Source organism: Pelagibacterium sp. (assembly GCF_965249125.1).
In the GTDB taxonomy this organism is placed as follows: domain Bacteria; phylum Pseudomonadota; class Alphaproteobacteria; order Rhizobiales; family Devosiaceae; genus Pelagibacterium.
Window position 1 is genome coordinate 2,060,551 of the sequence record NZ_OZ252217.1, and the last position, 24,613, is coordinate 2,085,163.

At 57.4% G+C, this 24,613-nt stretch carries 18 protein-coding genes; 12 read left to right on the forward strand and 6 right to left on the reverse strand.

The window, feature by feature from the left end; all coding sequences use genetic code 11:
• Positions 1–69 precede the first annotated feature (69 nt).
• Positions 70–1,083, forward strand: a complete 1,014-nt coding sequence (moaA, locus tag ACP148_RS10110) for a GTP 3',8-cyclase MoaA (protein ID WP_421950911.1) — start codon at positions 70–72, stop codon at positions 1,081–1,083.
• A 98-nt stretch (positions 1,084–1,181) separates the two neighbouring features.
• On the opposite strand, the gene ACP148_RS10115 is transcribed toward moaA, so the two are convergent.
• Positions 1,182–1,658, reverse strand: a complete 477-nt coding sequence (locus tag ACP148_RS10115) for an Lrp/AsnC family transcriptional regulator (RefSeq protein WP_421950779.1) — start codon at positions 1,656–1,658, stop codon at positions 1,182–1,184.
• 328 nt (positions 1,659–1,986) lie between these two features.
• Between ACP148_RS10115 and ACP148_RS10120 the strand changes: the two genes are divergently transcribed.
• Positions 1,987–3,510: a sensor histidine kinase gene (locus ACP148_RS10120; protein WP_421950780.1), complete on the forward strand. Its 1,524-nt coding sequence runs from the start codon at positions 1,987–1,989 to the stop codon at positions 3,508–3,510.
• On the opposite strand, the gene ACP148_RS10125 is transcribed toward ACP148_RS10120, so the two are convergent.
• Both ACP148_RS10125 and cobT read right to left on the reverse strand, forming a co-directional pair.
• Positions 3,507–4,190 carry a glutathione S-transferase family protein gene (locus ACP148_RS10125; RefSeq protein ID WP_421950781.1) on the reverse strand — a complete coding sequence of 228 codons (684 nt, stop codon included), beginning with the start codon at positions 4,188–4,190 and terminating at the stop codon, positions 3,507–3,509. The two genes, ACP148_RS10120 and ACP148_RS10125, sit on opposite strands and share 4 nt — an antisense overlap.
• Before the next feature lie 86 nt (positions 4,191–4,276).
• Complete coding sequence (gene cobT / locus ACP148_RS10130; RefSeq protein ID WP_421950782.1) at positions 4,277–5,293, reverse strand: nicotinate-nucleotide--dimethylbenzimidazole phosphoribosyltransferase; 1,017 nt, start codon at positions 5,291–5,293, stop codon at positions 4,277–4,279.
• 134 nt (positions 5,294–5,427) lie between these two features.
• On the opposite strand from cobT, the gene ACP148_RS10135 reads away from it, so the two are divergent.
• Complete coding sequence (locus ACP148_RS10135; protein WP_421950783.1) at positions 5,428–6,189, forward strand: adenosylcobinamide-GDP ribazoletransferase; 762 nt, start codon at positions 5,428–5,430, stop codon at positions 6,187–6,189.
• A 17-nt stretch (positions 6,190–6,206) separates the two neighbouring features.
• On the forward strand, positions 6,207–6,893 hold the full coding sequence (locus ACP148_RS10140; protein WP_421950784.1) for a retropepsin-like aspartic protease family protein: 687 nt from the start codon (positions 6,207–6,209) through the stop codon (positions 6,891–6,893).
• On the opposite strand, the gene ACP148_RS10145 is transcribed toward ACP148_RS10140, so the two are convergent.
• Positions 6,862–7,788: a LysR family transcriptional regulator gene (locus ACP148_RS10145; RefSeq protein WP_421950785.1), complete on the reverse strand. Its 927-nt coding sequence runs from the start codon at positions 7,786–7,788 to the stop codon at positions 6,862–6,864. The genes ACP148_RS10140 and ACP148_RS10145 overlap by 32 nt on opposite strands.
• Positions 7,789–7,884: 96 nt before the next feature.
• On the opposite strand from ACP148_RS10145, the gene ACP148_RS10150 reads away from it, so the two are divergent.
• Positions 7,885–8,508 (forward strand): class I SAM-dependent methyltransferase, encoded by a 624-nt coding sequence (locus ACP148_RS10150; protein WP_421950786.1) that lies wholly within the window; start codon positions 7,885–7,887, stop codon positions 8,506–8,508.
• A 109-nt stretch (positions 8,509–8,617) separates the two neighbouring features.
• On the opposite strand, the gene dusA is transcribed toward ACP148_RS10150, so the two are convergent.
• Positions 8,618–9,613 (reverse strand): tRNA dihydrouridine(20/20a) synthase DusA, encoded by a 996-nt coding sequence (gene dusA / locus ACP148_RS10155; protein WP_425033478.1) that lies wholly within the window; start codon positions 9,611–9,613, stop codon positions 8,618–8,620.
• A gap of 132 nt (positions 9,614–9,745) precedes the next feature.
• On the opposite strand from dusA, the gene ACP148_RS10160 reads away from it, so the two are divergent.
• A complete protein-coding gene (locus ACP148_RS10160; RefSeq protein ID WP_421950788.1) occupies positions 9,746–10,840 on the forward strand; it encodes a site-specific integrase in 1,095 nt (364 codons plus the stop codon).
• Between the two features lie 422 nt (positions 10,841–11,262).
• On the forward strand, positions 11,263–13,629 hold the full coding sequence (locus tag ACP148_RS10165) for a hypothetical protein (RefSeq protein WP_421950789.1): 2,367 nt from the start codon (positions 11,263–11,265) through the stop codon (positions 13,627–13,629).
• Positions 13,630–14,238: 609 nt separating this feature from the next.
• On the opposite strand, the gene ACP148_RS10170 is transcribed toward ACP148_RS10165, so the two are convergent.
• A complete protein-coding gene (locus ACP148_RS10170; RefSeq protein WP_421950790.1) occupies positions 14,239–15,153 on the reverse strand; it encodes a hypothetical protein in 915 nt (304 codons plus the stop codon).
• Positions 15,154–15,310: 157 nt separating this feature from the next.
• On the opposite strand from ACP148_RS10170, the gene ACP148_RS10175 reads away from it, so the two are divergent.
• The 5 genes from ACP148_RS10175 to ACP148_RS10195 all read left to right on the forward strand — a co-directional run bounded on the left by ACP148_RS10175 (position 15,311) and on the right by ACP148_RS10195 (position 24,608).
• Positions 15,311–16,021, forward strand: a complete 711-nt coding sequence (locus ACP148_RS10175) for a helix-turn-helix domain-containing protein (RefSeq protein ID WP_421950791.1) — start codon at positions 15,311–15,313, stop codon at positions 16,019–16,021.
• A gap of 685 nt (positions 16,022–16,706) precedes the next feature.
• Entirely contained in the window at positions 16,707–19,475 is a 2,769-nt protein-coding gene (locus tag ACP148_RS10180; RefSeq protein WP_425033481.1) for an SIR2 family protein, read from the forward strand.
• The gene (locus ACP148_RS10185; protein ID WP_421950794.1) at positions 19,472–20,974 is read left to right on the forward strand and encodes a hypothetical protein; all 1,503 of its coding nucleotides are present in this window, start codon (positions 19,472–19,474) and stop codon (positions 20,972–20,974) included. The genes ACP148_RS10180 and ACP148_RS10185 overlap by 4 nt, the downstream gene beginning before the upstream one ends.
• 349 nt (positions 20,975–21,323) lie before the next feature.
• Positions 21,324–23,510, forward strand: a complete 2,187-nt coding sequence (locus ACP148_RS10190; protein WP_421950795.1) for a sensor histidine kinase — start codon at positions 21,324–21,326, stop codon at positions 23,508–23,510.
• On the forward strand, positions 23,511–24,608 hold the full coding sequence (locus ACP148_RS10195) for a hypothetical protein (protein WP_421950796.1): 1,098 nt from the start codon (positions 23,511–23,513) through the stop codon (positions 24,606–24,608). It abuts the gene before it with no gap.
• Positions 24,609–24,613 lie beyond the last annotated feature (5 nt).

Below are 24,613 nucleotides of genomic sequence, written 5' to 3' on the forward strand. Positions count from 1 at the left end.
ATGTCGATGCTCACATCCCAGCGACACGCGCGGCTTTCCGCGAAGGGCAATAGCGCCTATATTCGTGCCATGACAAATCAAGCGATCCAGCGCCCCCTCGTCGACAATTTCGGCCGACATGTCACCTACCTGCGGGTTTCGGTCACCGACCGCTGCGATTTCCGCTGCACCTATTGCATGGGCGAAGACATGGTTTTCCTGCCCAAGAGCGAGGTGCTCAGCTTCGAGGAAATCCAGGAGGTTATCGGCGCCTTCGTCAGGCGCGGGGTCCGCAAGGTTCGACTGACGGGCGGAGAGCCGTTGGTGCGCCGTGACATTATCAAACTCATCGAATCGCTTTCAGAAAACCATCTGGCGCAAGGCGAACTCGACGAGTTGACGCTCACCACCAATGGCAGCCAGCTCGCCAAGCATGCCGAGCGCCTGGTCGAGCTGGGCATGCGCCGGGTCAACGTCTCGCTCGATACGCTCGATGGCGAAAAGTTTACAGCGATTACGCGGCGCGGACGCCTGCCCCAGGTGCTTGATGGCATCTATGCGGCGCGTGATGCGGGACTTTCGGTCAAGCTCAACATGGTGGCGATAAAAGGCGTCAACGAAGACGAAATCCTGCCCATGCTCGAATGGGCCCACTCGGAGGGGTTCGAACTGACCCTGATCGAGGAAATGCCGCTCGGTGAGGTGAGTTTCGATCGCGCGGACACCCACCTTTCGCTGCGTACCGTCCGCGATCGGCTTGCCGAGCGATTTACACTCACCCCGATCGCCAAGCGCACAGGAGGCCCGGCCCGATACATGCGGGTCGAACAGACCGGCGGCACCATCGGTTTCATCACGCCGCTGAGCCACAATTTCTGCGAAAGCTGCAATCGCGTGCGGCTGACCTGCACGGGCCAGCTCTATATGTGCCTGGGCCAGGAGGACCGCGTCGATCTACGCGCCGCCTTGCGCGAGGGCGGACCAGAGGGGCTCGATGCCGCGCTTGATCGCGCGATGGTTCTCAAGCCCAAAGGCCATGATTTCGTGATCGAGCGCCGCTCGGCCCCGGCTGTCGGCCGGCACATGTCGGTGACCGGCGGCTAGATCAAATCCGCTTTTCTTCGAATCGCGGACTTGATCTAAGTCCTTGTTTCGTCGCGCGTCCGAACCGCAAAACCGTTTCCACTTTTGCTGGACGCGCTCTAATCCCCGACCACTGCAAATTCGAGCGGCAGGGCCGTCGTATATTTGATCTGCTCCATGGCGAAGGACGAGCTGACATCGGAAAGCGCGATCTTGGAGATCAGCTTCTTGTAAAAAATGTCATAGGCCTGAATGGACGGCACGACCACGCGCAGAAGGTAATCGACGTCTCCGCTCATGCGGTAGAACTCGACGACCTCGGTAAAATCCTCGACAACGGCTGCGAATTTGCGCAGCCAGGCATCGTTGTGTTCGTTGGTCTTGACCGCGACGAAAACGGTGACGCCCGCATTGACCTTTTCTGGATCGAGCACGGCGACACGCCGCTTGATGATCCCTTCTTCCTCCATTTTCTGGATGCGACGCCAGCAAGGCGTGGTCGAAAGACCGACCTTGCGGCCGATTTCAGCCACGGGCGTCGTGGCATCCTTTTGCAAAAGCTGGAGAATTTTGCGGTCGAGTTTGTCGAGCGCCATGGAAGCCCCTGAAATAGTATTCTTAAAATCAACGAAAATTTCCAGTATTCTGGAAAATCGTCCGCCTCGAACCGGCATTTGACGTGCCGGCATTGCCCGTGTCAAGGCAAAGCACTCAAGGCTTGTTGATGGTTATTTCCTTCCTTCTTTGCACCCGCAATCGGCCGGCCAATGGGCTTCCAGCCAGGTATGGTGAAGATTGCGTCTAACTGTTCGGTTCCGTTCAACGTCCTGTTAACCACGCGTGGCTTAGCGTTGTGGTTCGTGTACGGGCGGGCTCGTTTTTTTGCCGACCCGATGAGCAGTTAAGTAGCGTAACGAGAGTTAGATGGCGTCCAGCCAGCCAAACCGTGCAACGGAAGTGCCGCGCCGGGGAGAGTCGCGTCGAACGGTTCAGCGTGCGGTTCTCGATGCGCGCCAGAAACTAACCTCAAGCTCGGGTACACGAGCCACTTTCGACTACGAATTGCTCGCCGAATACGCCAACGCCCGGTTAACGAGCCTTGTGCCCACCTTGGTGCTGTTGAGCATTCTCTCGCTCGCCGCGGTTCTTTGGATCGATCCTGTAATTGCTGCGCTTTGGGCCAGCGTCGTTGGCATTGCAAATCTCGGCGTCGCCATGATCTGCCGACGGTTCCGCAGGCAGAGTTCTGCCAAGTTCAATCCTCGCCGCTGGACCCAGACCTTCATCATCGCTGAAACGATCACGGGGCTGTCCTGGGCAACTCTGCCGGTTCTCACCATCGGGGGTGGTGGTCAGGACATACAGATCATTATCTTTGCGATGCTGCTGGTCGGCGTTGCCGCGAACGCTGTGGCCACGCGCACCCTGCCCAGCGCCACTCTCGTCACCACATTCCCCGGAACAGTTTCGGTTGCGGCAATGCTGATCTGGAGCGGCGGCACGCTCAATTACGCCATGTCCGTCGTGACCATCGGGGCGTTCTTCTTTTTTCTGTTTCTCACCAGACAACTCTACAGGTCCGAAATCGGTAATCTCGAGCATCAATGGGAGAAAGACGCTCTGATCCTTGAGCTTGAAGAAGCGCGCACGATGTCGGACGAAGCGCGCCGTCATGCCGAGCAGGCCAATATCGCCAAGTCGCGTTTTCTCGCCACCATGAGCCACGAGCTGCGCACGCCGCTCAACGCCATTATCGGCTTTTCCGAAGTGCTCAAATCCGAGCTGTTGGGCGCCCACGCCGTTCCCCAATACAAGGAATATGCCGGAGACATCCATGCGAGCGGGCAGCACCTGCTGACCCTTATCAACGAGTTGCTCGATCTCTCGCGCATCGAGGCGGGGAAATACGACCTCAACGAAGAAGCGATTTCGCTTGTCGATATCTCAGACGATTGCCGGCGTATGCTCGAAATCCGGGCGCGCTCGAAAAATGTCGATCTTCAGTTCGACGCCGGCGAGGCACTCCCCAAAATCTGGGGCGACGAGCGGGCCGCGCGTCAGGTTGTCCTAAACCTCCTCTCAAATGCCATCAAATTCACTCCGCAATCGGGCAAGATCATGCTGAGTGTGGGGCGCTCGGCCGATGGCGGGCAATTCATCTCGGTGGTCGACAACGGCCCCGGCATCCCCGAAGAAGAAATCGAGACAGTGCTGTCGTCTTTCGGCCAGGGTTCGCTGGCGCAAAAGACCGCCGAGCAGGGTGCCGGACTGGGCCTGCCCATCGTCCAGAAGATCATGGACCTTCATCAGGGCCGGTTCGACCTGTTCTCCAAGCTGCGCTTCGGTACCGAAGTGATCGCCACCTTCCCGCGCGCGCGCGTCATGGAAGGCATCGCGCCCGTTGTCGAGAAGCGCAACAGGCTCGAGATTTACTCCGAAGCCTCCTAGACGGCCCGCAAGTCCTCGACCAGCGTTCCAGCCAGACCAATCTCGGCGTCGTGTGGCTCGTCGCGGATGGTTTCGGCCAGTCCGGCCTCATACCATTCTTTCATGGCGGGCAATTCCAGCAAACGCTCGACATAGGCCAGCGAGGTATCGCTGAGCTTAAGCCCGTAGGTCTGGATACGGAACGCAACCGGACAAAAGAACGCGTCGACCGCAGTAAACGTGGTGCCGGCAAGAAACGGCCCGCCGAAGCGCGACAGCCCCTCGTTCCAGAGTTCATCTATGCGGTCCAGATTGGCTTGCAGTCCCGCGCTGATCTCATGCATGCGCACTCTGACCCCAACGTTCATCCCGCATATGTTGCGCAGCGACGAAAATCCCGAATGCATCTCCGCTGTCGCCGAGCGCGCCCAGGCGCGCGCCGCCCGGTCGGCGGGCCAGACTCGAGAATGATCCTCGGCGACATACTCGGTTATCGCCAGCGAGTCCCAGACCGTCAGATCGCCATCCACGAGGCAAGGCACGAGGCCAGTGGGAGAGAACTTGCGGAACTCCTCGTAGCTGGAGCCCTGGAGAAAGGGAACGAAGCGCTCATCAAAGGCAATGCCGAGCGTTTTGAGAAGCACCCAGGGCCGCAACGACCAGGAGGAATAGTTCTTATTGGCGATATAAAGCGCATACATGGCATTTCTCCGCAAGAACGGTGTTTACTTAACGGGCTCCCGACAGGTGAGAAAAGCACCAGTCCGCAGCGATTTCGCAGGCCCGATCAGCCCAGTTTCTCGTCGACGGCAGCTTCGGCGAAAGTCGCCATGTTCTTGTGTACGTGAAGGGCCGTCTTGCACATGACAGCCGCGAGAGCGGCACCACTGCCCTCTCCCAGCCGCATGCCAAGATTGAGCAATGGCCTTGCATCAATTTTTGCGAGTACGCTCGCGTGCCCGCCTTCAGCCGAAACGTGGCCGAACAGGCAGTGATCGATCGCAGCCGGATTGACCGCATGCGCAATAGCCGCCGCCGCCGTTGCCACGAATCCGTCGACGATGACGGGCACCTTCTGATGGCGCGTGGCAATTATGGCGCCGACCATGGCGGCGATTTCACGCCCGCCAAGATTGGCGAGAATTTCGAACGGCGTATCGAGGCGACCGGCGTGACGGGTCAGCGCGCGATCCACCGCATCGGCCTTGCGCTTAAGGCCCGCATCGTCAACGCCGGTCCCGCGTCCCACCCAATCGGCGCCGGTACCGCCATAGAGCGCTGCATAGATCGCTGCAGCGACCGTGGTGTTGCCGATCCCCATTTCACCGATGCACAACAGATCCACGTCGCCGGCAATAGCTTCCATGCCGTAGGCTATAGTTGCCGCGCAGGTGCGATCGTCCATCGCGGGAACGACAGTTATGTCTCCGGTCGGCACATCGAGCGCCAATTCGAAGACGCGCAAATTGATCTCATGAAGCGCGCAGATCTGGGAAATCGCTGCTCCGCCCTTGGTGAAATTGTTCACCATCTGCTTGGTCACATCGCGTGGAAAAGCCGAAACGCCCTGATCGGTCACCCCGTGATTGGCGGCAAAAATCGCGACCATGGGGTCTTCGAAAGTCGGTTCGGCCTTGCCCTGCCAGCGAGCCATGTGCTCGACCAGAAATTCCATCTCGCCGAGCGATCCGGCGGGCTTGGTCAATTGCGCATCTCGCGCCTTTACCGCCGCAACCGCCGCCTCATCGCCATCCGGGCCGAGCATCAGGAGATCGTGGAAATCGGTGAAAGCTTGGGCAGACATGGTCGCTCCCGGATTCGAGTGATATGAGGGGTGCTCCTTTTGGGACGAAACGGGGAAAAACGCAATTGAGCGATGCCAACGAGCGAGGTGGGTCGACGGGCGAGCACAGGTCGGCCGTCGAAAGGGCAAATCCGATGACCGACCTGGTCATGGCATTGCGCTTTTTCTCGCGCCTGCCGACGGGGGGGCTCCCCCATGCATTGCCCAATCTCGATCGCATTGCGCGGGCGTTGCCGCTAGCCAGCCTGTTGATCGGCATCGTGCCGGCCGGTGTCCTGATGGCATGTACCGCAGCGGGTTTCCCGCCCCTGTTTTCGGCAATTGCCGCCGTTGCCTGCTCGGCCATGGTGACCGGCGCAATGAGCGAGGACGCCATGGCGGATGCCGCCGATGGGCTGTTTGGCGGCAATAGCGTTGAGCGCCGGCTGGACATCCTCAAGGACAGCCGCCACGGCACCTATGGCGTTCTGGCCATCGTTTTGGTCGTAGGTTTCAAGGTTGCGACCCTATCGGCTCTGACGGCCCATGACGGGGTGACGGCAGCCATGGCCTGGCTGGCGGCCGGGGTATTGGCACGGTCCGGCGGTCTTTATATCGCGATGGCCCTGCCCCCTGCCCGCGCCAATGGCGCTTCGGCCACGGCGGGTCGTCTGTCAGGGAACGCTTTTACCGTTGGTCTCGTTCTGGCTCTGGTTATCGCTGGAGGACTCGCCGTTGTGTTCGCGGGCCTTCTCGGTGCTGTTGTGGGAGTGGTTCTCGCCTCAGGCATCGCGTTTGGATGGACACGGCTTTGTGACCGGCTGGTGGGTGGTCAAACGGGCGATCTCATCGGCGCTTTGCAGGCGCTGCTTGAAATTGCCCTATTGGCAACCTTTATGCGTATCATCGCCGGTTGAACCCTTTTGGATCGTTCATGCTCTTTGTCGCTTTTGCCATCCTGATCGTGGTCGGCCTTGCCGTCGCCATCAGCGCCGACGCCGGTGCTGTCTTCGGACTAACGCAAGCGCAGACAGCGAGCGCCATTCCGCTCGTGGTCATCGGAACCCTTGTTGCCAGCGCACTGATCGGACGGCGGCACAGGTTGGGCGAAATCATATCGGGCTTTGTGATCTGGATCGCCATCGGCGGAATCCTGGTGCTTGGTTACACCTATCGCAGCGATATTGAACGGATGGGCCAGAGGGTGGTCGGTGCCTTGCAACCTGGTGCGGCAATCGTCGATCCACAGACAGGGAACGTCCATATTTCGCGCTCCTTCGGTGGCAGCTTTAGCGTAGATACCCGTATCAACGGCACCAATATCCCCATGATATTCGATACTGGCGCGAGCGCAGTGGTCCTTTCCCACGTCGATGCGGACGCAGCCGGCATAGATACCGACAGCCTACGCTATACCATTCCAGTTCAGACCGCCAACGGCACGGGCACCGCCGCTCCTGTCCGGATCGAGCAAATCGAAGTGGGCAACATCGTGCGCCGCAACATCCGCGCCTTCGTGGTCGAGGACAATGCGCTCGAAACCTCGCTACTAGGCATGACTTTCCTCGAAACGCTATCGCGCTACACGGTCAGTCAGGATTCTCTTGAGCTTCACGACTAGCCCCCGTTCCTGACCCAAACGCTTCGGCCAACAGGTCGAAAACGATGCGCATGCGCGGGCTGGTGCGCAATTCACGATGCACAGTGAGCCATATCGGTGCCGCCAAGGACTCCATATCGGGCAAGACGCGCTCAAGGTCGGGAAACTGATCCGCCGCGTCGGCAAATGTCAGCCCGACGCCCAATCCGCGCCGGATCAGTTCCAGCCCGACGAGCGAACTGACACACAGCCAGCGAAAATTTCCCCGGGTAACAGGTATGCCGCGTTTATTGAGCTCCTGATCGATGGAATCGTCGGGCGCAAAGCCGATAAAGGGCGCTTCGGACAGATCGCCGGGCCGGGTCGGACGCCCGAATTTTTCAAGAAAAGACGTCGCTGCATAAAGCGCAACCTCCGTATCCCGGCATCGGCGCGCGATGAGATCGGCATGATCGGGCTGAACGTGACGAATGGCGATATCGGCCTCGCGCCGCATCAGGTCGTCGATCGAATTGGAAGCGATGATTTCGACTTCGATTCCCGGCGCCATTGCATAGAGTTTTTGCAGAACAGGGGGGAGGACATGGGCAGCCAGAATGTCGACCGCGGTTATCCGCACGCGACCTTCGAGTGCCTGCGATTGGGACGATGCCGTTATGGCTACGCGATCGGCCGCCGCGCCCATGATCCGAGCCTGCTCGGCCAGCCGCCGTCCGGCGTCGGTCAAATTCAGACGCCGCCCCACCCGTTCGAACAGCAACAGCCCCAGATCCTCTTCGAGCGCAGCGATCTGCCGGCTCAGCGTCGGCTGGGTCAGGCCCAATGCCCTGCCCGCAGCCGATAATGAGCCCGCCTCGATGGTCGCGAGGAAGGCACGCATCTGGTTCCAGTCAAAGCCCGGCGCGGTCGTATTCATGCAATAATGTATAACACTCGTACAAAATTGCGCAATTTCTCTATGAGAAAGACTGAGGTAATCTGGTCTTCTTCAATGCGACCGGAGGGAGACGCCATGGCTGCGACCAGCAGGTTCTGGGACAGGACGGCGGACAAATATGCGCGGCTGCCGATCACCCATGAGGACGATTACCAGACCAAACTCAAGGTGACGCAGGGCTATCTGCGGTCCGACATGGAGCTGCTCGAATTCGGGTGCGGCACTGGGGGAACCGCCATCAAGCATGCGCCGTTTGTGGCGCATATCCGGGCGATCGATTTTTCCGATCGCATGTTGGAGAAGGCGCGCCGAAGGGCTCGCGAGGCCGAAATTACCAATGTCACCTTCGAGCGCGCCGACATCACCACCCTGCCACTCCCGGACCGACCCTATGACATGGTGCTCGGCATGAGCATCCTGCATCTGCTCAGCGATCCCGATGCGGTGATCGCCAAGGTGCATCGCATGCTGGCGCCTAGTGGATACTTCGTCTCCAGCACGGCATGCCTTGGCGATACGATGAGCTATTTCAAGGTACTGGCCCCGATTGGCCGCGCCGTGGGCCTGCTGCCGATACTCAAGGTCATGAGTACCGACGAGGTGATCGCCAGGATCAAGCGCCCGGGATTCGAGATCGTCCATCGGTGGAAGCCCGGCAAGGATCGCGCCCTTTTCGTCGTGGCACGCAAGCAGGACTGAGTGGGCTCGAGCGCTTCCAGGATAAGTGGGCACCACTTATCCGGTTCGGAAGCGCGACAAAACAAGGACTTAGAGCAATTGAAGCGATTCGAAGAAGCGCTGAAATGCTCTAAGCCACGCGAGCGGCAACCGCTGACTGATCGATCTGGGCGAATGCCGCGGCAATCACCTCGGGCCCGGCCCCGGGCTTGCAGGCCTCGACGCTCAGGATCTGCCGGAACCGCCTTGCGCCGGGCAGCCCGTTGGCCAGACCGAGCATGTGACGGGTAATCTGGTTGAGGCGTGTGCCTTTGGCCAGCTCGACTTCGGCATAAGCTGTCATGGCGATTTCTATGTCGTCGAGCGTCACCGGAGCGCGCTTCCCGCCGAATATTTTCGCGTCGGTGACGCCCAAAATCATTGGATCGTGATACGCGGCTCGACCGAGCATCACGCCGTCGGTGTGCCGAAGATGGGTTTCGCACTCGTCGAGCGATTTGATGCCGCCGTTTATCAGCACCGGAAAATCGCCCAGGCGTTGTTTCAGGCGATACACGCGATCATAGTTTAGGGGCGGTATATCCCTGTTTTCCTTGGGAGAAAGGCCTTTGAGCCAGGCTTTGCGCGCATGGACATACAGGGCCTCGATGCCGGTCGAAAGCACGGCATCGACAAAGCGGTCGAGATCGGCTTCGATATCCTGATCGTCAATCCCGATGCGGCATTTGACGGTAATCGGGGTATCGGTCGTCTCTGCCATGCTCACCAGACACCGGGCCACCAGCTCCGGCACCCCCATTAGACACGCGCCGAATTGTCCGGATTGAACCCGGTCGGACGGGCAGCCGACATTGAGGTTGATTTCATCGTATCCGAACCGGTCGCAAATCTGGACGGCTTGAGCAAGTTCGACCGGATCGGACCCGCCGAGCTGCACCGCCACCGGATGCTCGCTGTCATTATAGCCAAGCAGCCGTTCGGCATCCCCATGCACCAGCGCCGCGCTGGTCACCATCTCGGTGAACAACAGCGCACGCGAGGTCAATTGCCGGTGAAGATACCGGCAATGTCGGTCCGTCCAATCCATCATGGGCGCGACGGCGAAGATTTTTTCTTTGTTTTTCAACGATTTATGATACACTTAAATGGCCTAAACCGTGAACGAACTGTACGGAATTGGATCATTTTGTACGGATTTGTACCGGTTTTGATCTCTTGGTGTACGGAAATTGTGCGGATTTCGGAAGCTGTACGGAACATGGCGACCATAGTCAAAACCAAAGAGGGAACCTGGCGAGCGCTCGTTCGCCGAAAGGGAAAATATGCATCGCAGACGTTCCGTCTCAAGTCCCTCGCCAACGAGTGGGCGATAGAAACAGAGCGCTTGATCGACATTGGTGGCGAACCAAGTCATCGGCAAATTCGAGATGCCAAGACTATTGCCGATCTCGTTGACCTGCACGTCTCGGACCTCCACGAGGTCGGGCGTCCCCTCCGACGTTCAAAGCAGGCTGTCATGGAAGCTTTGAAACGTGATCTGGGCACCACCCGGATTAGACGTCTCGACCGCGCGGCTATCATAAAATACGGCCAGCGTCGTGCGAAACAGGGAGCGGGTCCTGTTACCCTTTCCGTTGACCTATCCTATCTTCGGACAGTTCTAACGCACGCAGCTGCAGTTCACGGAATATCGGTCGACACCGAAAGCGTCCGCCTCGCCCGGGCCGCCCTCACCCGGCTTGGCCTCGTCGGCCGATCATTCGAGCGAGATCGGCGCCCTAGCGAAGACGAGATCGATGCGCTGCTCGATTACTTCGACAACAAGTCCAACACGATCATTCCAATGGGTCGGATCGTCCGCTTTGCGATCGCCACAGCCATGCGCCAGGAGGAAATCTGTAAAATCGATTGGAGCGACGTCGATCTCAAGAAGCGCGTGGTGCTCATCCGCGACAGGAAAGATCCGCGCCGCAAGGATGGCAACCATCAAAAGGTCCCCCTCCTCAACCTTGCAGGTTTTGATGCATGGCACCTTCTTCTTGAACAAAAGGTGCTAACGGGTGGGAAAGGCCGTTGTTTTCCCTATCACCACAAATCGGTGGGCACGGCGTTTCGACGAGGGAGAAAGGAACTCGGCATTGAGGATCTGCGCTTTCACGACCTGCGCCATGAAGCCACAAGCAGGCTATTCGAGGCAGGCCTGACGATTGAACGCGTCGCGCTGGTAACCGGGCATCGGGATTGGAAAATGCTCCGGCGGTACACCAACCTCAAACCCGAGGATCTGCATCAGCTGCAGACGTCAAAGCAGGCCTCCGAGGAGGAGTTCTTCCGAATGCTCGCGGAGGACTAGGTCTGGTTGCGGGGCTGAATCATCCTTATCTGCGACCGACCTCTCCGCTTCATCCCATTAGCGTAGGAAATAGACCCGAGATACGGCTTCACACGCGGCGCTTTTTAAACAATCCCACCAACACTAAAATAACGGGGATGCTGGGGTAAGGCAGCTTAAATGGGCCCATCGCTCTCGGTCAGTGTCACACCTGGCACCACAACCTTGGCCTCGGTCCCAATCGCCACGACGTATGTCATCGGAAGCAGGAATGTCGACATCGTCGATATGATGACAACTTGGGGCCTACTCCATCGGAAGCATAAAGCCGCCCGATCGGCAGTGCTAGCGTATTAGGAAGGAGATTGGGCATCCGATGCGACGAATCGGATAGGACCGCGGTCTTCGTCAATCACCGCAGAGAATCTTCATAGCCTACCCACATGCCTGACCTTCCGCATACCAAACTGCTTGCCCGCAAGATCTCCGACTTCTGCCGCCTCCGTCTCGATCCAGCAATGCCCCCGCAGGAAAGCACACGGATCAAAGAATTTCTCCTCTGTCTGATCACCCAGTCGCAAACGCCGCCTCGCAAGGTGCGCGGTTACGACTGGGACGAAATCGCCCTTCAATGCGGCTTGGACAGGGATGCTCTTCGGGGCGTGAGAACGGTGATTGAACCGGCTCTGGATGCAATCGTGCGGAACACGAAAAGCCCAACCAAACGCCCTTCCGCCAAGATCCGAACCACAGAGGATTCCAAGCCGCGTCCGCGACGCGGTCGTCCTCCGCGACAGCCAGTGGAAAAGCCAAGCGCTGCCAGCCACATTGGTGTGACGGATCGATCGGAGCGGCAGCCTGCAACGAACCGGCGGAAGCCCGGCACCAAGCCGCGCGCGATCGAAGAGTTCCCAACTCCCCTCTTCGATGACTGGCTCGACCCGCCAACCTTTCGGGAGGCGCTGGAACTGCAAATGCGTCGACACGACGACAGCTATTGGCACCTACACCGCGCCGTCGTTCGCGATGACGAAAAGCTTGACCATTCGACCATCCGCCACTGGCTGCAGGGATCGAAGGCGCCCCGCAGCGTCGCGAGCATGGAGGTCCTCGGTCGCATCGAGCGCCGCTATCGCCTGCCGACAGGATACTTCAAGGCGAAGCTCCCGCATCAGACGCGGTCAGCGTCGGGCCACGTCCTTGACGACATTGGCCCAGCCGAGCGACGGAGGCTCGCCTGGCATCTGCCCGACGATTTCAACACACGCCCCCGCCAGGAGCAGGAGGAGATCCTCGAATGGGTTCAGCGCGTCATTATCAGGGGCTCGACCGACTACAGGCGGTTCCAAGCGGCCGCGATGAAACAGCGGTACGCAATCCGTTTTCCAGGGGTCACATACGGTCAGTCTGACTCTGCGCAGGACAGCCATCGAAACAGATACGACGAGCCGGACGAAGACAGCACTTCGTTCACCGATCCGGACCTGCGATCCGGCGTCATCGACGCTCCACCAGTCCTGGCCATGGAAATGGCCGAACTTATCCGCTTCAAGACCGCGACGCTCACCGCGTTCGGCCTGCAGCGGAACGGTGTCTGGGGCGAGGAGACGGCGTCTCAGAAGGTGGAACACCTCGGGCTGATGTTCGGAGCATTGGCCGCCCATCCGCGCGGCCCGGTTCGCGGCTACGGTGTGCCGCTGCAGCACCTGACCTTCGGTCTGCTCGTCTTCCCCTCGATCTGGGACTGGTACGTGCAATGGCGCGAGAGGCGGCGCGGCTTCTATACCGCCTGGGAGGTGGACATGCTGCGCATTTCGCTCGCCCTCACCCGAAGGGAAACGGGCTGGCTGCGGCAGCACCCTCGTCTCGGATCACGGCTCCGACCGATCGAGGGGTTGGTTACGCAGGCGGACATCGACCGCGCCTGTGCCGACTGGGACGATGCCTGCGACGTCTATTTCAAGCATGCCTCCTCCCGCGTGAAGGAGATCCAACGCGTCGCCCGCGTACATCGTGACCCGTTCGAGCCGATCATGCCAGTGCTCGAAACTGAGAGCCCGGTCGGCGAATATCGAAAGATCACCGAAGAGATCCTCCGGGTCATGCCGGACGAGCGGCTCTATCGTCGTCCAGCGGCGGAGGCCGTCCGATCGTTCCTGATGCTGCGTTTCGGACTGCACCTTGGATTGCGGCAGAAGAACCTGCGTCAGTTGATGGTCTGTGAACGCGGCCGGCTGCCACGGTCCGAGCGCCAGCTCGCCGACATGAAGCGCGGCGAGATTCGCTGGAGCGAACGTGATGAGGGCTGGGAAGTGCTGATCCCCTCGGTCGCTTTCAAGAACGCCAATTCGTCCTATTTCGGGAGCAAGCCGTTTCGACTGATCCTACCCGACCTCGGCGGCCTCTACGATCACATCGAGGCCTATATCGATCGGCATAGACGCGTACTTCTCGGCGGCGCCGAGGATCCAGGCACATTCTTCGTCAAGACGGTGAAGACGACGAGCAGAGACGCCTCGTACGACCAGAACACGTTTTATGAGGCCTGGCGCCTGACGATCCAGCGATATGGCATCTACAACCCCTACACCGGACGCGGCGCCATTCCCGGTCTACTCCCTCACGGCCCACATAACGTCCGCGACGTGCTGGCGACGCATATTCTCAAGCAGACCGGTTCCTATGAGCAGGCGAGCTATGCCATCCAGGACACCCCTGATATGGTCGCGCACCACTACGGTCGTTTTCTGCCGCAGGACAAGGCGGCTCTCGCTGCGCGGATTTTGAACCAGGTCTGGGAAGCGGCGTAGGCGGCTTCGGGCAAGCCGGTGGTAAGCAGCTGCGCCGCATACGAAGCTCGTAAGTTGCCCAAGATGCAAATGGATTTGACCATCAAATCGGACAGGAGAAAGCTCAGTCAACGGACTTAGGAGTTCGATTCCTTCATGACACCAAGTTGGCACGGCCAGTATAGGGCCGGAAGCGGAATGGCGGCTTCTGATGCGGGATGTGGATGAGCGGACGTTCAGCTCTACAAAGGTTTTGTCCTGGCCATAACCTCAACCAGTCATTGGCACGGTACGACAGCAATAGCGCTGGAGGGTGGTGAGCGGTCCTCAAAGACTTGGCCGTTTCTCCGGCCATGCAGAGTCTGAGTGGAGCGCTCGAAGGCGACCTCCTCACAGCAGAGCCAACTTCCCCAGCGGTGGCCGCCGCTTACGGATTTCTCCACCAAGACTAGAGGATTATCAGCGGAGACGGACATAATACTTTTGGCATCCTGAACAATATGTTGCCATTGACATTTGGCGCCAGCATGACGATGTTAGCGGTGTGATGCACATCAGTGTGCCAACGAGCTAAAGGCGCGCCCAACAGACGTTCCGAGCCTCAGGGTTCCAAAGTCTCTTCGGGCCGCCTTACCCTTTTCTTTCGGGCCGCCTTCTGGGCGGCCCGATGTATTTTTGTCGGTCCTTGACGAATGTCAGATAGACGCCAAACACTCGATAGTTAAGTGCCCTCCATGACTTAGTGGTTAGCTTGTTTGGCATGGACGGCCGCTTACGGGTTATACTGTGCGTGGGGTCAAGCAGGTCGATCATCGCGTGCACAACGACACCGTATTGCAGCAATTGCTGGCGCTCGGTCGTGTGCTCGGTTCGAGAGAGGAACGTCGCCAGAGGCATGATCCACCGCCTGAAACCTTCGGTTTCTTCGAAGGCAGCTACGAACTCGACGAAGGTCTTCGCTCCCTTTTCAGTGCGGAAAGTCTCGCCAACAGCGCGTTGCAGTACCCTCGGTAGGATCCGGACGCGGCGCCCTTCTAGGCAATCGAAGAACTTCTGGAGCCGCAGGCCGCGCTCATCCTTTGCCATTGCGACCGACATACCTTCCTGACGGATCACCTCAACCTGCGCCCAGAAGCAGCCAAATAGGTAGAGGAGGCTCGCAAAATCGTGGTTCTCGAGGCGGCTGTCGTCTGGCGTCACGCTGTGAATCGCTTTGAAGTCATCTTCCGCAAGCGATCGTAGCTTGCCGACAAGCTCGTCGGCAGCCTTCAGCAAGGGATCGAGGTGACGGTCGACGAACTGTTCGGCGGAGTCCGACTTTTCTCTTCGCTTGCGCCATTCCTGGTAAGCGATGTCGAGGATCTTCACCGTAGAACCGCCGCCAAGAGCTGCGACGAAAAGTTGTCCCCACCCGGCATCTACCATCTGCTGCCCCACCTCTGTGCGCAGAAAAGCATATACACCGAAGGCCGGCAAACCTCTTCCTACCAGCGCTAACGTCGCAGAGGGGCCGACTGCCGACAGTCCCGTTTCGAGTTGCTGCACTGGATGGCTGCCCGTCGGCGAACGACCCAATCCGGCCGTTCAAGGTTGGCCGGGATTGGCTGCACAGCCGCTTGTTCGGAATTCGTTCGGGTAGTGTTCGGGGACATCGTGAGCCGACCGCGTCATTGTCATTGCATCCCTTGCATGGAGAGCGACAATGGATACCATGGAACGTGACGCCGCCTACATCGCCGAGCAGGTGAAGTTCATACGCAAATGGCATGGTCTCACTCAGGAGAATCTTGCCAATGCAGCGGGTCTAACGACGCGGACTATCGAGAAGATCGAGAGCGGCCGACATAGGCCAGAGGAGCAAACCCTACGCAGCATCGCCCGCGCTGTGCAGATCGATGTGAAGTTTTTCGAGAAGCCTACACCCGAGCAAGAGGCCCGTCAGAAAGCGGAGATGGAGCGGGCCATTCGCAAGATGGTAGTCGCGCCAACCACAGCGATCAAATCAGCAAGCGACTTCTTGGGTGCGTTTGCCCAGCGTCATGCGTTTCGGATCGATACGTCAAGTGTTGCGGCAGACGAAGCGCTGGAGACGGCCGCCGCGATGACCGACTACATCACTGACCTAAACGATGTCTGGGATGACTGCCCGAGGTCGCAGCAGCTGGGTTATGCGCATAGCTTTATTGAACTATGCCGCCAGGTCGAAGAGCACGGGTTTGTCTGCCATATGGGCCATCACAAACAGCAGCTGCGCCAGAGGGATCGGCCGCCGCTGATTTTTTCGGTCGGTGTGATGACCCTCCTACCAAAGGATCAAGCCGAGGGGACCAGGTATGCTCTCATTCAGCTTGAAGGCGGTTGGGAAAGTCTCGAATCCGATCGTACCTTGCGGCCATCTGACTTCAACCAATAGGGACGCCGTCACGACTATCGACCAGATGTCTGCTTCTGGAATGCGGCCATAGGCAGCCTAATGGCCGATATGCGGGCGCGAAGCCGCCATTCCGTGCACAATACAGGACGGCCTATTCTGGCGTGTGGGTGTGACGCAAGAGAGCAGAAAGCCGCCCTTTGACCTCAAACCCAAGCTGCCGCCGCGCTTCCGAACATGGGAAGGTGCGCCGACAAGCCTATGTCATATTTGGATTTGTAGTGAGTTGCGACGGAAGTGGTTGCGGGGGCCCGCAACCGTCGATATCAGCGGGGGCTTTTCAAGACCGCCGCATAATGGGCCAAGATAGTCCAATTTCGATGTTGATCGCCGCTCCCCTTCCAGTTCCACGGCGGGTATTCCAGCGGAGGAAATGGACGTCAAAGCAGCGCCATACCTGGTCATTGATCGAACTTCAGCTGGCGGCCCGATACCGGTCATCCGCTCTATTCCAACCACATGCGCGGCCTGCAATGAAAAGTAGACCTTGCTGCTCTCATTCCAGCGTTCGGCTACGTTGAAAGGTTTCCGGCTCGCAAAATGCCCGCACGCTGTTTCCATTTTGTTCCAATTGGGGTAGGATTTGGTCGAGAGTCAAAGAAGGTTGTGACGGGACTAGATGCACGGCGGCGGGGTTTCCGTAGTTAGGCAAGTAGAACCAGGGCGGGTGCGCACGCTGCTACGTGAGCATCGCCAACCAATTCTGCTACTTGGTGCCGGCGCCTCGAAGAAATCCGGCGTCCCTGACGCTTGGGAGACAGTGAACCGAGCTGCGAAATGGGCGTGGTGCAAGGAATATGGCCGCTCCTTCGCCGACCCGGGCGTTGTCAGCTCAGACTGGCAACCTTGGCTGGAAAGTCAGCCTTGGTTCAAGAAGGGCGTCGGACTAGCAGACCAGTACCCTGTCGCTGTCGACAATCTGCTCGGCATTGCCGACGACAAACGAGAGTTCTTTGAACATATCATAAGCCGTGGCGTTCAGCCGAGCGAAGGGTACCGCGCGCTCGCTCGTATTATGGACAATGGCTGGATCGCGACGGTCCTTACCACAAATTTCGACCATTGCCTGCACCGTGCAGTGATTTTGGAGAACGCGCCGCCCCATTTGGTGGAGATCCGCACGCCGTCGGACTGGACGCGATTCATGACCTCTCCTGCCAACCCCCAGCTCATCCACATCCATGGGTCGGTTGAGCACTATTCCGACATGAACCTGGCAACCGAAGTGGCGAAACTTGATCCCGATGTTGTTGAACGCTTGCGACCGCTACTGCGCGACCATCCGCTTATTGTCGTCGGATATCGCGGCATGGAAGCATCGGTAATGACCGATCTCCTGTTCGATCAATGCGACTACACGAACGGGTTCAACAAGGGCATCTTCTGGTGCGACATGAAGAGAAACATCAGTGAGCCGCTGTCGCCGATGACTCAGCGATTGGCTGACGCGATCGGTTCGAACTTCAACCGCGTGCCGATCGACGGGTTCGACCATTTGCTGAGAGTTGATCTCTACGACCAGCTTGTCGCCGCCAAGGTGCCACCCAAGGCCCTGGGCCCGGTGATCGGCCCGATCGAACTGCCACCGGATATGCAGGTATTCGACGATGGCGCTTATGGCGACCTTGATGAGCGACTTCTTTTTTCCCGTCTTCAGCAATACGCGAAGAAGCATAGCGAGCCATCACCTGACCGCTTCGATGCCAAATGGGTCGAAGATATCGCTGCTGCCAAGAAGCTGATCCAGCAGGACGCGGACGCCGATACTCCCCCGGCACCGACCTTGGCGGGCTGGTTGATGTTCGCAAAACAACCAACGACGACCTTGCCCCATGCTGCCGTGAAGCTGACGGTAAAGGGTCCGGAAGGATGGCTGCTTGCCGCATTTGGCGGGGACGTCGATCTAGTCGGCACTGACACGGAGGGCGAGTTTGTCGTCGAACGAAACGTCGGCGGCACGCTCTGGAATCAGCTCAACGTTCTGATTGAGATAACGGCACTCCTGAACGCGCCCTTCGTTCTGAAAGAGTCTAAATCAAGGGACGTCACACCTTATCACCCGCAGGCTCTCAAAGAGATGATCGTCAACGCGCTTGTCCACCGGGACTATAACGTCGCACAGCCGATCCAGATCATCATGATGCCTACGCAGATCGAGACGATCAGTCCGGGTGGCCTCACCGAAGAGGTCGCCGCCAAGACCGGCGGTGAAGAAATCGAATCCCTGATCCGTGGCGGATCACGCGGCGAACTCAAGGGCTACCGCAATCCGGTCATCTCCGGTCTGTTCTATGGCAGTTCGGAGATGGATCGAAAGGGGTCTGGTCTGTCCGACATGTTTCAGAAGACGGTCGACAATAACGGCGAGGTGCATTTCGGGCCGACTGAGGGCAATACGTCTTTCCGAGTGGTGATATTTGCTCGCCCCGAAGCGGTTGATGAGATCACACGCACGGCCGTCGCCGACCAATCCGAGACCGTCCGGTTCACCACCAATCTTGCGGAGTTTGTCTCGATTCCCGATCGTATCTGGCATGCCAGCACCACGGCCAAATCAGTCCACGGACTAAAAAGAGCCGCCGAAGATTTGCCCGTGCCACCAGGGTACGTACAGGATGGCCGCTTCTTCACCTTTTATGACCTCACCCGGCTCACCTCGGACCTAGTGACGCCATTCGACGTGGATGATGTCGAGGAACTCACCATTCAAGAACTGTTCGAGCAGGGCAACGGGCTGAATATCTTGCGCAAACTCTTGCATGACAGCGTCGATGAGCATTTGCGAGCGATCGGGCTTGTCGTCGACGAGGACCGGCGTCGCGCCCATTTCTCGCGCGGCGAAGAGCCGAACCGCAAAATCACTTATCAAGGGCGGGTGAAGCGAGCGACGCGTACGATCGTCAAAGCGCGCACGAAACGCGATTCAGATGATGTGCTCTATTACGAACACAAATCCTTCTCCTACTCGATCATGGCATTTGGTGTCGATTGGGGCCTGTTCATCAATCCAGGTTACGTGTTTACGCGCGATGGGCGGAGCCGATATCTAGGACGGGAACGGATCAATATTCTGTCGACCAAGCGCGCCGCGCGGGATTTCAATCCAAGCGTCATGCATGATGTATCCTTCTGGATGGCGTGCTTGTCGGAAGAAGCAGAAGGCGTCTTCGCTTTGCGTACGGAGCACGGCAATGAGCTTGCTGAGTATGCCCCGGCGATCCTGCTCAACAGCGCATTTCCGGGCATCGCATTCAATTCGTCGGTCTTTGATGGTGGGCGCTCGATTGACGATGAGCTCGACACCTCCTTGTCTGAAGTCGATCTCGAACTCGAAGACCTCGCCGCTGAAGATGATGACGATTACGAAGAACTGCACGACGCCGATGACAATGAGGTTGATCACGACGCCGACGATGAGAGTGAGGACAGGCAATGACACTGGACCTCTCCATCATAGAGCTGCCGCCGCCGAAACTGCAATTCGGTGGCGCATTGAGTGTCTCCGATCCCAAGGTCGGTTTGGCTTCGGCGGGCCCCTTTGACCTGCATTTTGGTTCAGCCCGGAAAGTGCACCTGAACATCGGCATTGTTGGTCCGCAGGAGATGATCGATCTTGTGCGGGCGTGGCTTGACCGCTGTATGAAGCCAATTCCGGTGACTGGCGACGCGAGCCTTCTGCGCCGCGCCTATCCGGGGTTTGAGCAGGTTTTTCATAGCGCGCTGATAACTGATGACAATTGGACGGTGCGTCTAGATGGCGAGACCCGGGACGAGTTGGGAGAAGCGCTGGCCATCTCCGATCCTTTCGACCGGTTCGAGCGTGTGCTGAATGTCTATTCGAACGCGTTGGAAGGGCTAGCCGCGCGCGACGCCAATAGGCCCGACCTCGTTATCATGGCAATCTCGGACGACGTGTATAAGAAATGCCATTCTGTCGAGCGAAAGGCGTCTGCGGAAGAGAAGAAGACGGCGGCCGCGATCAGGAAGGCGCAGGCGCGAAAACAGCTCGACCTGTTCGACTTAATCCAGGAAGTCGAACAGTCCGACGAAGACTTTCTCAAGCGGGATCTGCGCCACGCACTGAAGGCGCGGGCGTTAAAGTTTAAGCTCCCGATCCAAATAGCGACCCGCAATCTTCTCGAAGATACGGCCAAAGGCCAAGACCCGGCGACCCGCGCGTGGAATTTCTCCGTCGGGGCTTACTATAAGGCAGGCGGGGTGCCTTGGCGCCTGCCGCAGGACGGACCTGAAACTTGCTTTGTCGGCATTACTTTCCATCATTTCCGAACAACCAAACGTCACATCGTACAATCAAGCTTGGCACAGGCATTTTCAAGCGAGGGTGAAGGGTTCGCAATCCGGGGAGAAGGCGTGCCTGCGGGCCCGCAACAAAGCCGAGACGTTCATCTGTCCGAAGAACAAGCCTACAATCTCGCCGAAAACATCGTCGCTGAATATACGACCCGCACCGGCGGCACACCGGTGCGGGTCGTCGTTCACAAAACGAGCTATTTCGATGACGCAGAACTTGCTGGCATCCGTGCGGCGCTGAGCGATATTCCGATTGTCGATCTCGTTACGCTCGTTCCGAGCTCTTTCAGATTGCTCCGTCTAGGGACCTATCCGCCGAAGGTCGGTACTGTATGCTCAGTCAACAATGCGAAGTCGTTCCTTTTTACTTCGGGATTCATGCCAGAGCTCGGCACGTATCCCGGGCCGCACGTGCCGCAACCATTTGAGGTGCGCATGCAGTCGGACGGCAGCAAAATCGACGCCGCCCAAGACTTGTTGAACCTAACCCGGATGAATTGGAACACTGCTGACATTCGCGGCAAGTGGCCTGTCACTTTGTCCTTCGCCCGGCGGGTGGGCGGCATTCTGGACGAATTCGGGGATGCAACGCCAAGAGAAACATCCTTTCGCTATTTTCTATAATCCCGCCGGTGGCAAGTGGGGTGGGCAAATGACAACGAGAGTCGATCATATGTGTCCGGCCTGTTGGTCAGCTCGTGGGGCCGCATTGATAGGGAATATGTACGCGCCGGCCGTTTTATCAGGTCACAGGTCTTGGTGCGTTGATCGAACAGGTCCATGCATTTCCTCAGTCACCAACTCGTCGAACAAGGTCAGAACCGTTATTGGGCGACAACACTAATCCAACCGTTATTGGGCGACAACACTAATCCAATTGCGAGGTTAGAAGGCGCCTTAGCGTTTCAATGTCGACGTTCTACAGGTATCTTCCTGCCGCGCGTTCATCACACTCAGCTGGAGACAGTGCATCTTGAGTCATTTGAAATTCCGACCGCGAGCAAGAATCATCCGCACAATCGGGGACCAACTGATCAGTGGGCCGGAAGCCGCTGTAATCGAGCTGGTGAAGAACGCGTACGATGCAGATGCGAAGATTGCCACCGTCAAGTTCGTTCCGCCGCTGGTCAGTGGCGAAGGAGCTATTGTCGTGTCCGACGACGGTCATGGGATGGATGCGCGAACTATTACTGAAAAATGGATGGAACCCGCGACTCCATCAAAGGTGGATGTCCGCCTTTCGCCGGGCAATAGAATTATGATGGGTTCTAAGGGTATTGGTCGCTTTGCTGCTGCCAAACTCGGCAGAAAGATGTCGCTCAACTCAGTTGTATCCATACCAGATGGAAACCATGAGGTATTGATCCCAGAGATTGATTGGGACGACTTTGGGAGTGACCGCTACCTATCAGATATTGAAATCGAATTTCTGGAGCAGAAAACCGAGGCTCAGACCGGAACTTTGATTGAGATTCGGGAGCTTAGAGAAGCGTGGAACAAAGAATCGATCACAAGACTTATTCTTGAGCTGCGGCGGTTGCTTTCTCCGATTCAAGCTGACAGTGAAACAGGATTCGATTTCCGCATTATTCTCGACCTTTCTGATTGCAAGAGGGACAATGCCGGATTTGATGGGCTCGAACTTCTTCAGACCGCATTCGGCGAGATGCCTTCTGGGGACGACGGACAATCCAATCCATATGAAATAAAGCCCTATCCCCTACTGACCGTATCGGACTACGACCTGGATGGGGAATTTGACTCCGCAGGGAATTTCAAGGGTACATACACCAACCACCGCGGTGGTCTTGCAGGTGTTGAGGTCAATCTTCCGGCTCCGAAGAATTCCGATAGTGCATCACCCGGCCCGTTCGGCATAAAGCTACGTGTGTTCGACCGAGAAGCTGATGCAATCAAGCACAACATGGCCAGACAGGGGCTTGGCCAATTGTCAGCGAGAGAGGCTCGCCGAATTCTTGATGAAGTCGCAGGGGTTGCGATCTACCGAAATGGCTTTCGCATCAGACCATACGGTGATGTTGAGAGCGATTGGTTGACCCTCGATAAGCGGCGGGTACAGGACCCATCCTTGCGCATAGGAAACAACCAGGTCGCCGGCTACGTAACGATTGACGATACAAGAAACGCAAATCTCGTCGAGCGCAGCAGCCGTGAAGGACTGGAGGAGAACCCGGCGTTTCGCCGTTTGCAGGAACTCGTAGTCGGCGTGTTCAGCCAGATTCTCGAACCGCGACGGCAGCAGTTTCGAGAAAGCGTCGGCATTTCCAGGAAGCGTTCGGGGTCATTTGACGAAGCCCGGCGGTTTGCAGAACTAAAACGCATTCGTCGAAAGATCCTCCCGCTTCTGTCGCAGCAAGAAAGGGTCGAGGCCGAGAAGGTCATTGACAGGGAGATGAGCGATCTCTCGCGCCAGATTGACCAACTGGAAGAGCGCCAGAGAGCGCTTGAGGCAAGCTCATCACTGGGGGCTATCGTTGGAGAGGTCTTGCATGAAGGAGGGCCGCCAGCCGCGTACCTGAAGGAAACGGCTGGCTGGTTTCGAGCGGTAATCGAAAGTACGGACGCGATCAAGACCTCTGGAAAGACGGCTGATCAGGTTCGCAAAAAGCTGGTGCTTATGGAAAAGCAGGCAGGCAAACTCGAAGTGCTTTTTCGAAGCTTGCGCCCACTTGCCGGAGGAAAGCGAGGGAAGCCGGAAACCTTTAATCCGGTGCCTATTATAATTTCGGCTTTCGAGATATTTCAAATGCACGACGTCCGGATGCGTATTATGAATCCCGAGAATATCCATCTCTTGATAGGATACCGGGATGATCTGAGCACTGCACTTGTCAACTTAATCGGCAATTCTATTCATTGGCTTCTGGAACACGATATTGACGACCCGACGATTGATGTAATCCTTGCACGAGATGAGGAAGGCACCCGGATTGTGGTAAAAGATAACGGGCCGGGTATTCCTGAAGAGTTCATTTCATCAATTTTTGATGTGGGTTTCACGCTTAAGCCGCACGGTACTGGCCTTGGGCTCAACATCGCAAGAGAAACGCTGGCCCGTTCGGGTGCCAAGTTATTCTTTCATCCTGGCTACAAGGATGGTGCCATGTTTGAGATATTCTATCCGGGGGCTCTGCATTAGATGACCAAAATGATCTTGCTGCTTGTTGAGGATGACGAGGCGCAAATTGACCGAGTCGACACTTCGATTCAGGAGTGGAACAACGAAAATCAAGAAAACGCCCGCCAAATTCGGCTAATAAGTGCAAAGAATGAGATAGAAGCTAATGAGAAATTGGCGGAGAGCCGAATAGATTGCGCGATTGTAGATATCCGAATTCCGGAGGATGGCGGTAAAGAAAATGCAAAATTTGGCAATGAACTTATAAGGGAAATATTCTCAACACGTGGGATACCCGTTGCGATATTCAGCGGAAATCTGGCAGAGGTGGACAAAGAGATTGCTGGCCTCGAGCACGTCAAACAGTTCCCAAAAGGAGATGCCGGTAGCGTAGGCCGTGCAATTGAATGGCTGGCCCGAAACTGGGACATGATGGAGTTGCTGCGTGGTTCACGGGAGGAAATCGAGAAGGCGTCGGCAGCAATTTTCAACAAACGATTGTGGCCGCACTGGAGCGAGTTTCCTGGCGACCTAGAGCCTCAGGAGAAGGTGAAAATCATTGCACGGCAGTACGGATCTCACTTGGTGGAATTGCTTGGAATCGAGAACCCGGAGAATTCGAAATGGCATCCGTATGAAGCGTACATTCATCCATCAGCCAACGAGGACCGGGCACATACGGGCGACATTTTCGAGCTTGCCAAGGACGAATTCTGGATTGTCCTGAGCCCACAGTGCGACATGGCAACACAAAAGATAAGCAATGTTCTTTTGGCGCGGTGCAAGGTTGGCGAAGAGGAATGGGAAGCTGCTATCAAAAAGATTCAGGAAGCCAACGGCGACGGAGCGAAGATTTCAAAGGAGCAAAAGAGACTCAGGAAGTTTGTAAATCAGAATATTGAGACGAGAAGGCACTTCCTTCCTCCTCTTCATTCAAATGATAAGCCTATGATGGTCGATTTTGGCGACACCCAGACAATCCCTCTTTCTGAATTGAACAAGAAGTTGGATCTCAGAAGAGCGACGGTTTCCGCACCTTTTTTGTCCAACCTGATTCAGCGATTTGGGTCACACATTAGCAGGACGGGCCAGCCGAACATTGACGTAGGCTTTTTCTGAACTCT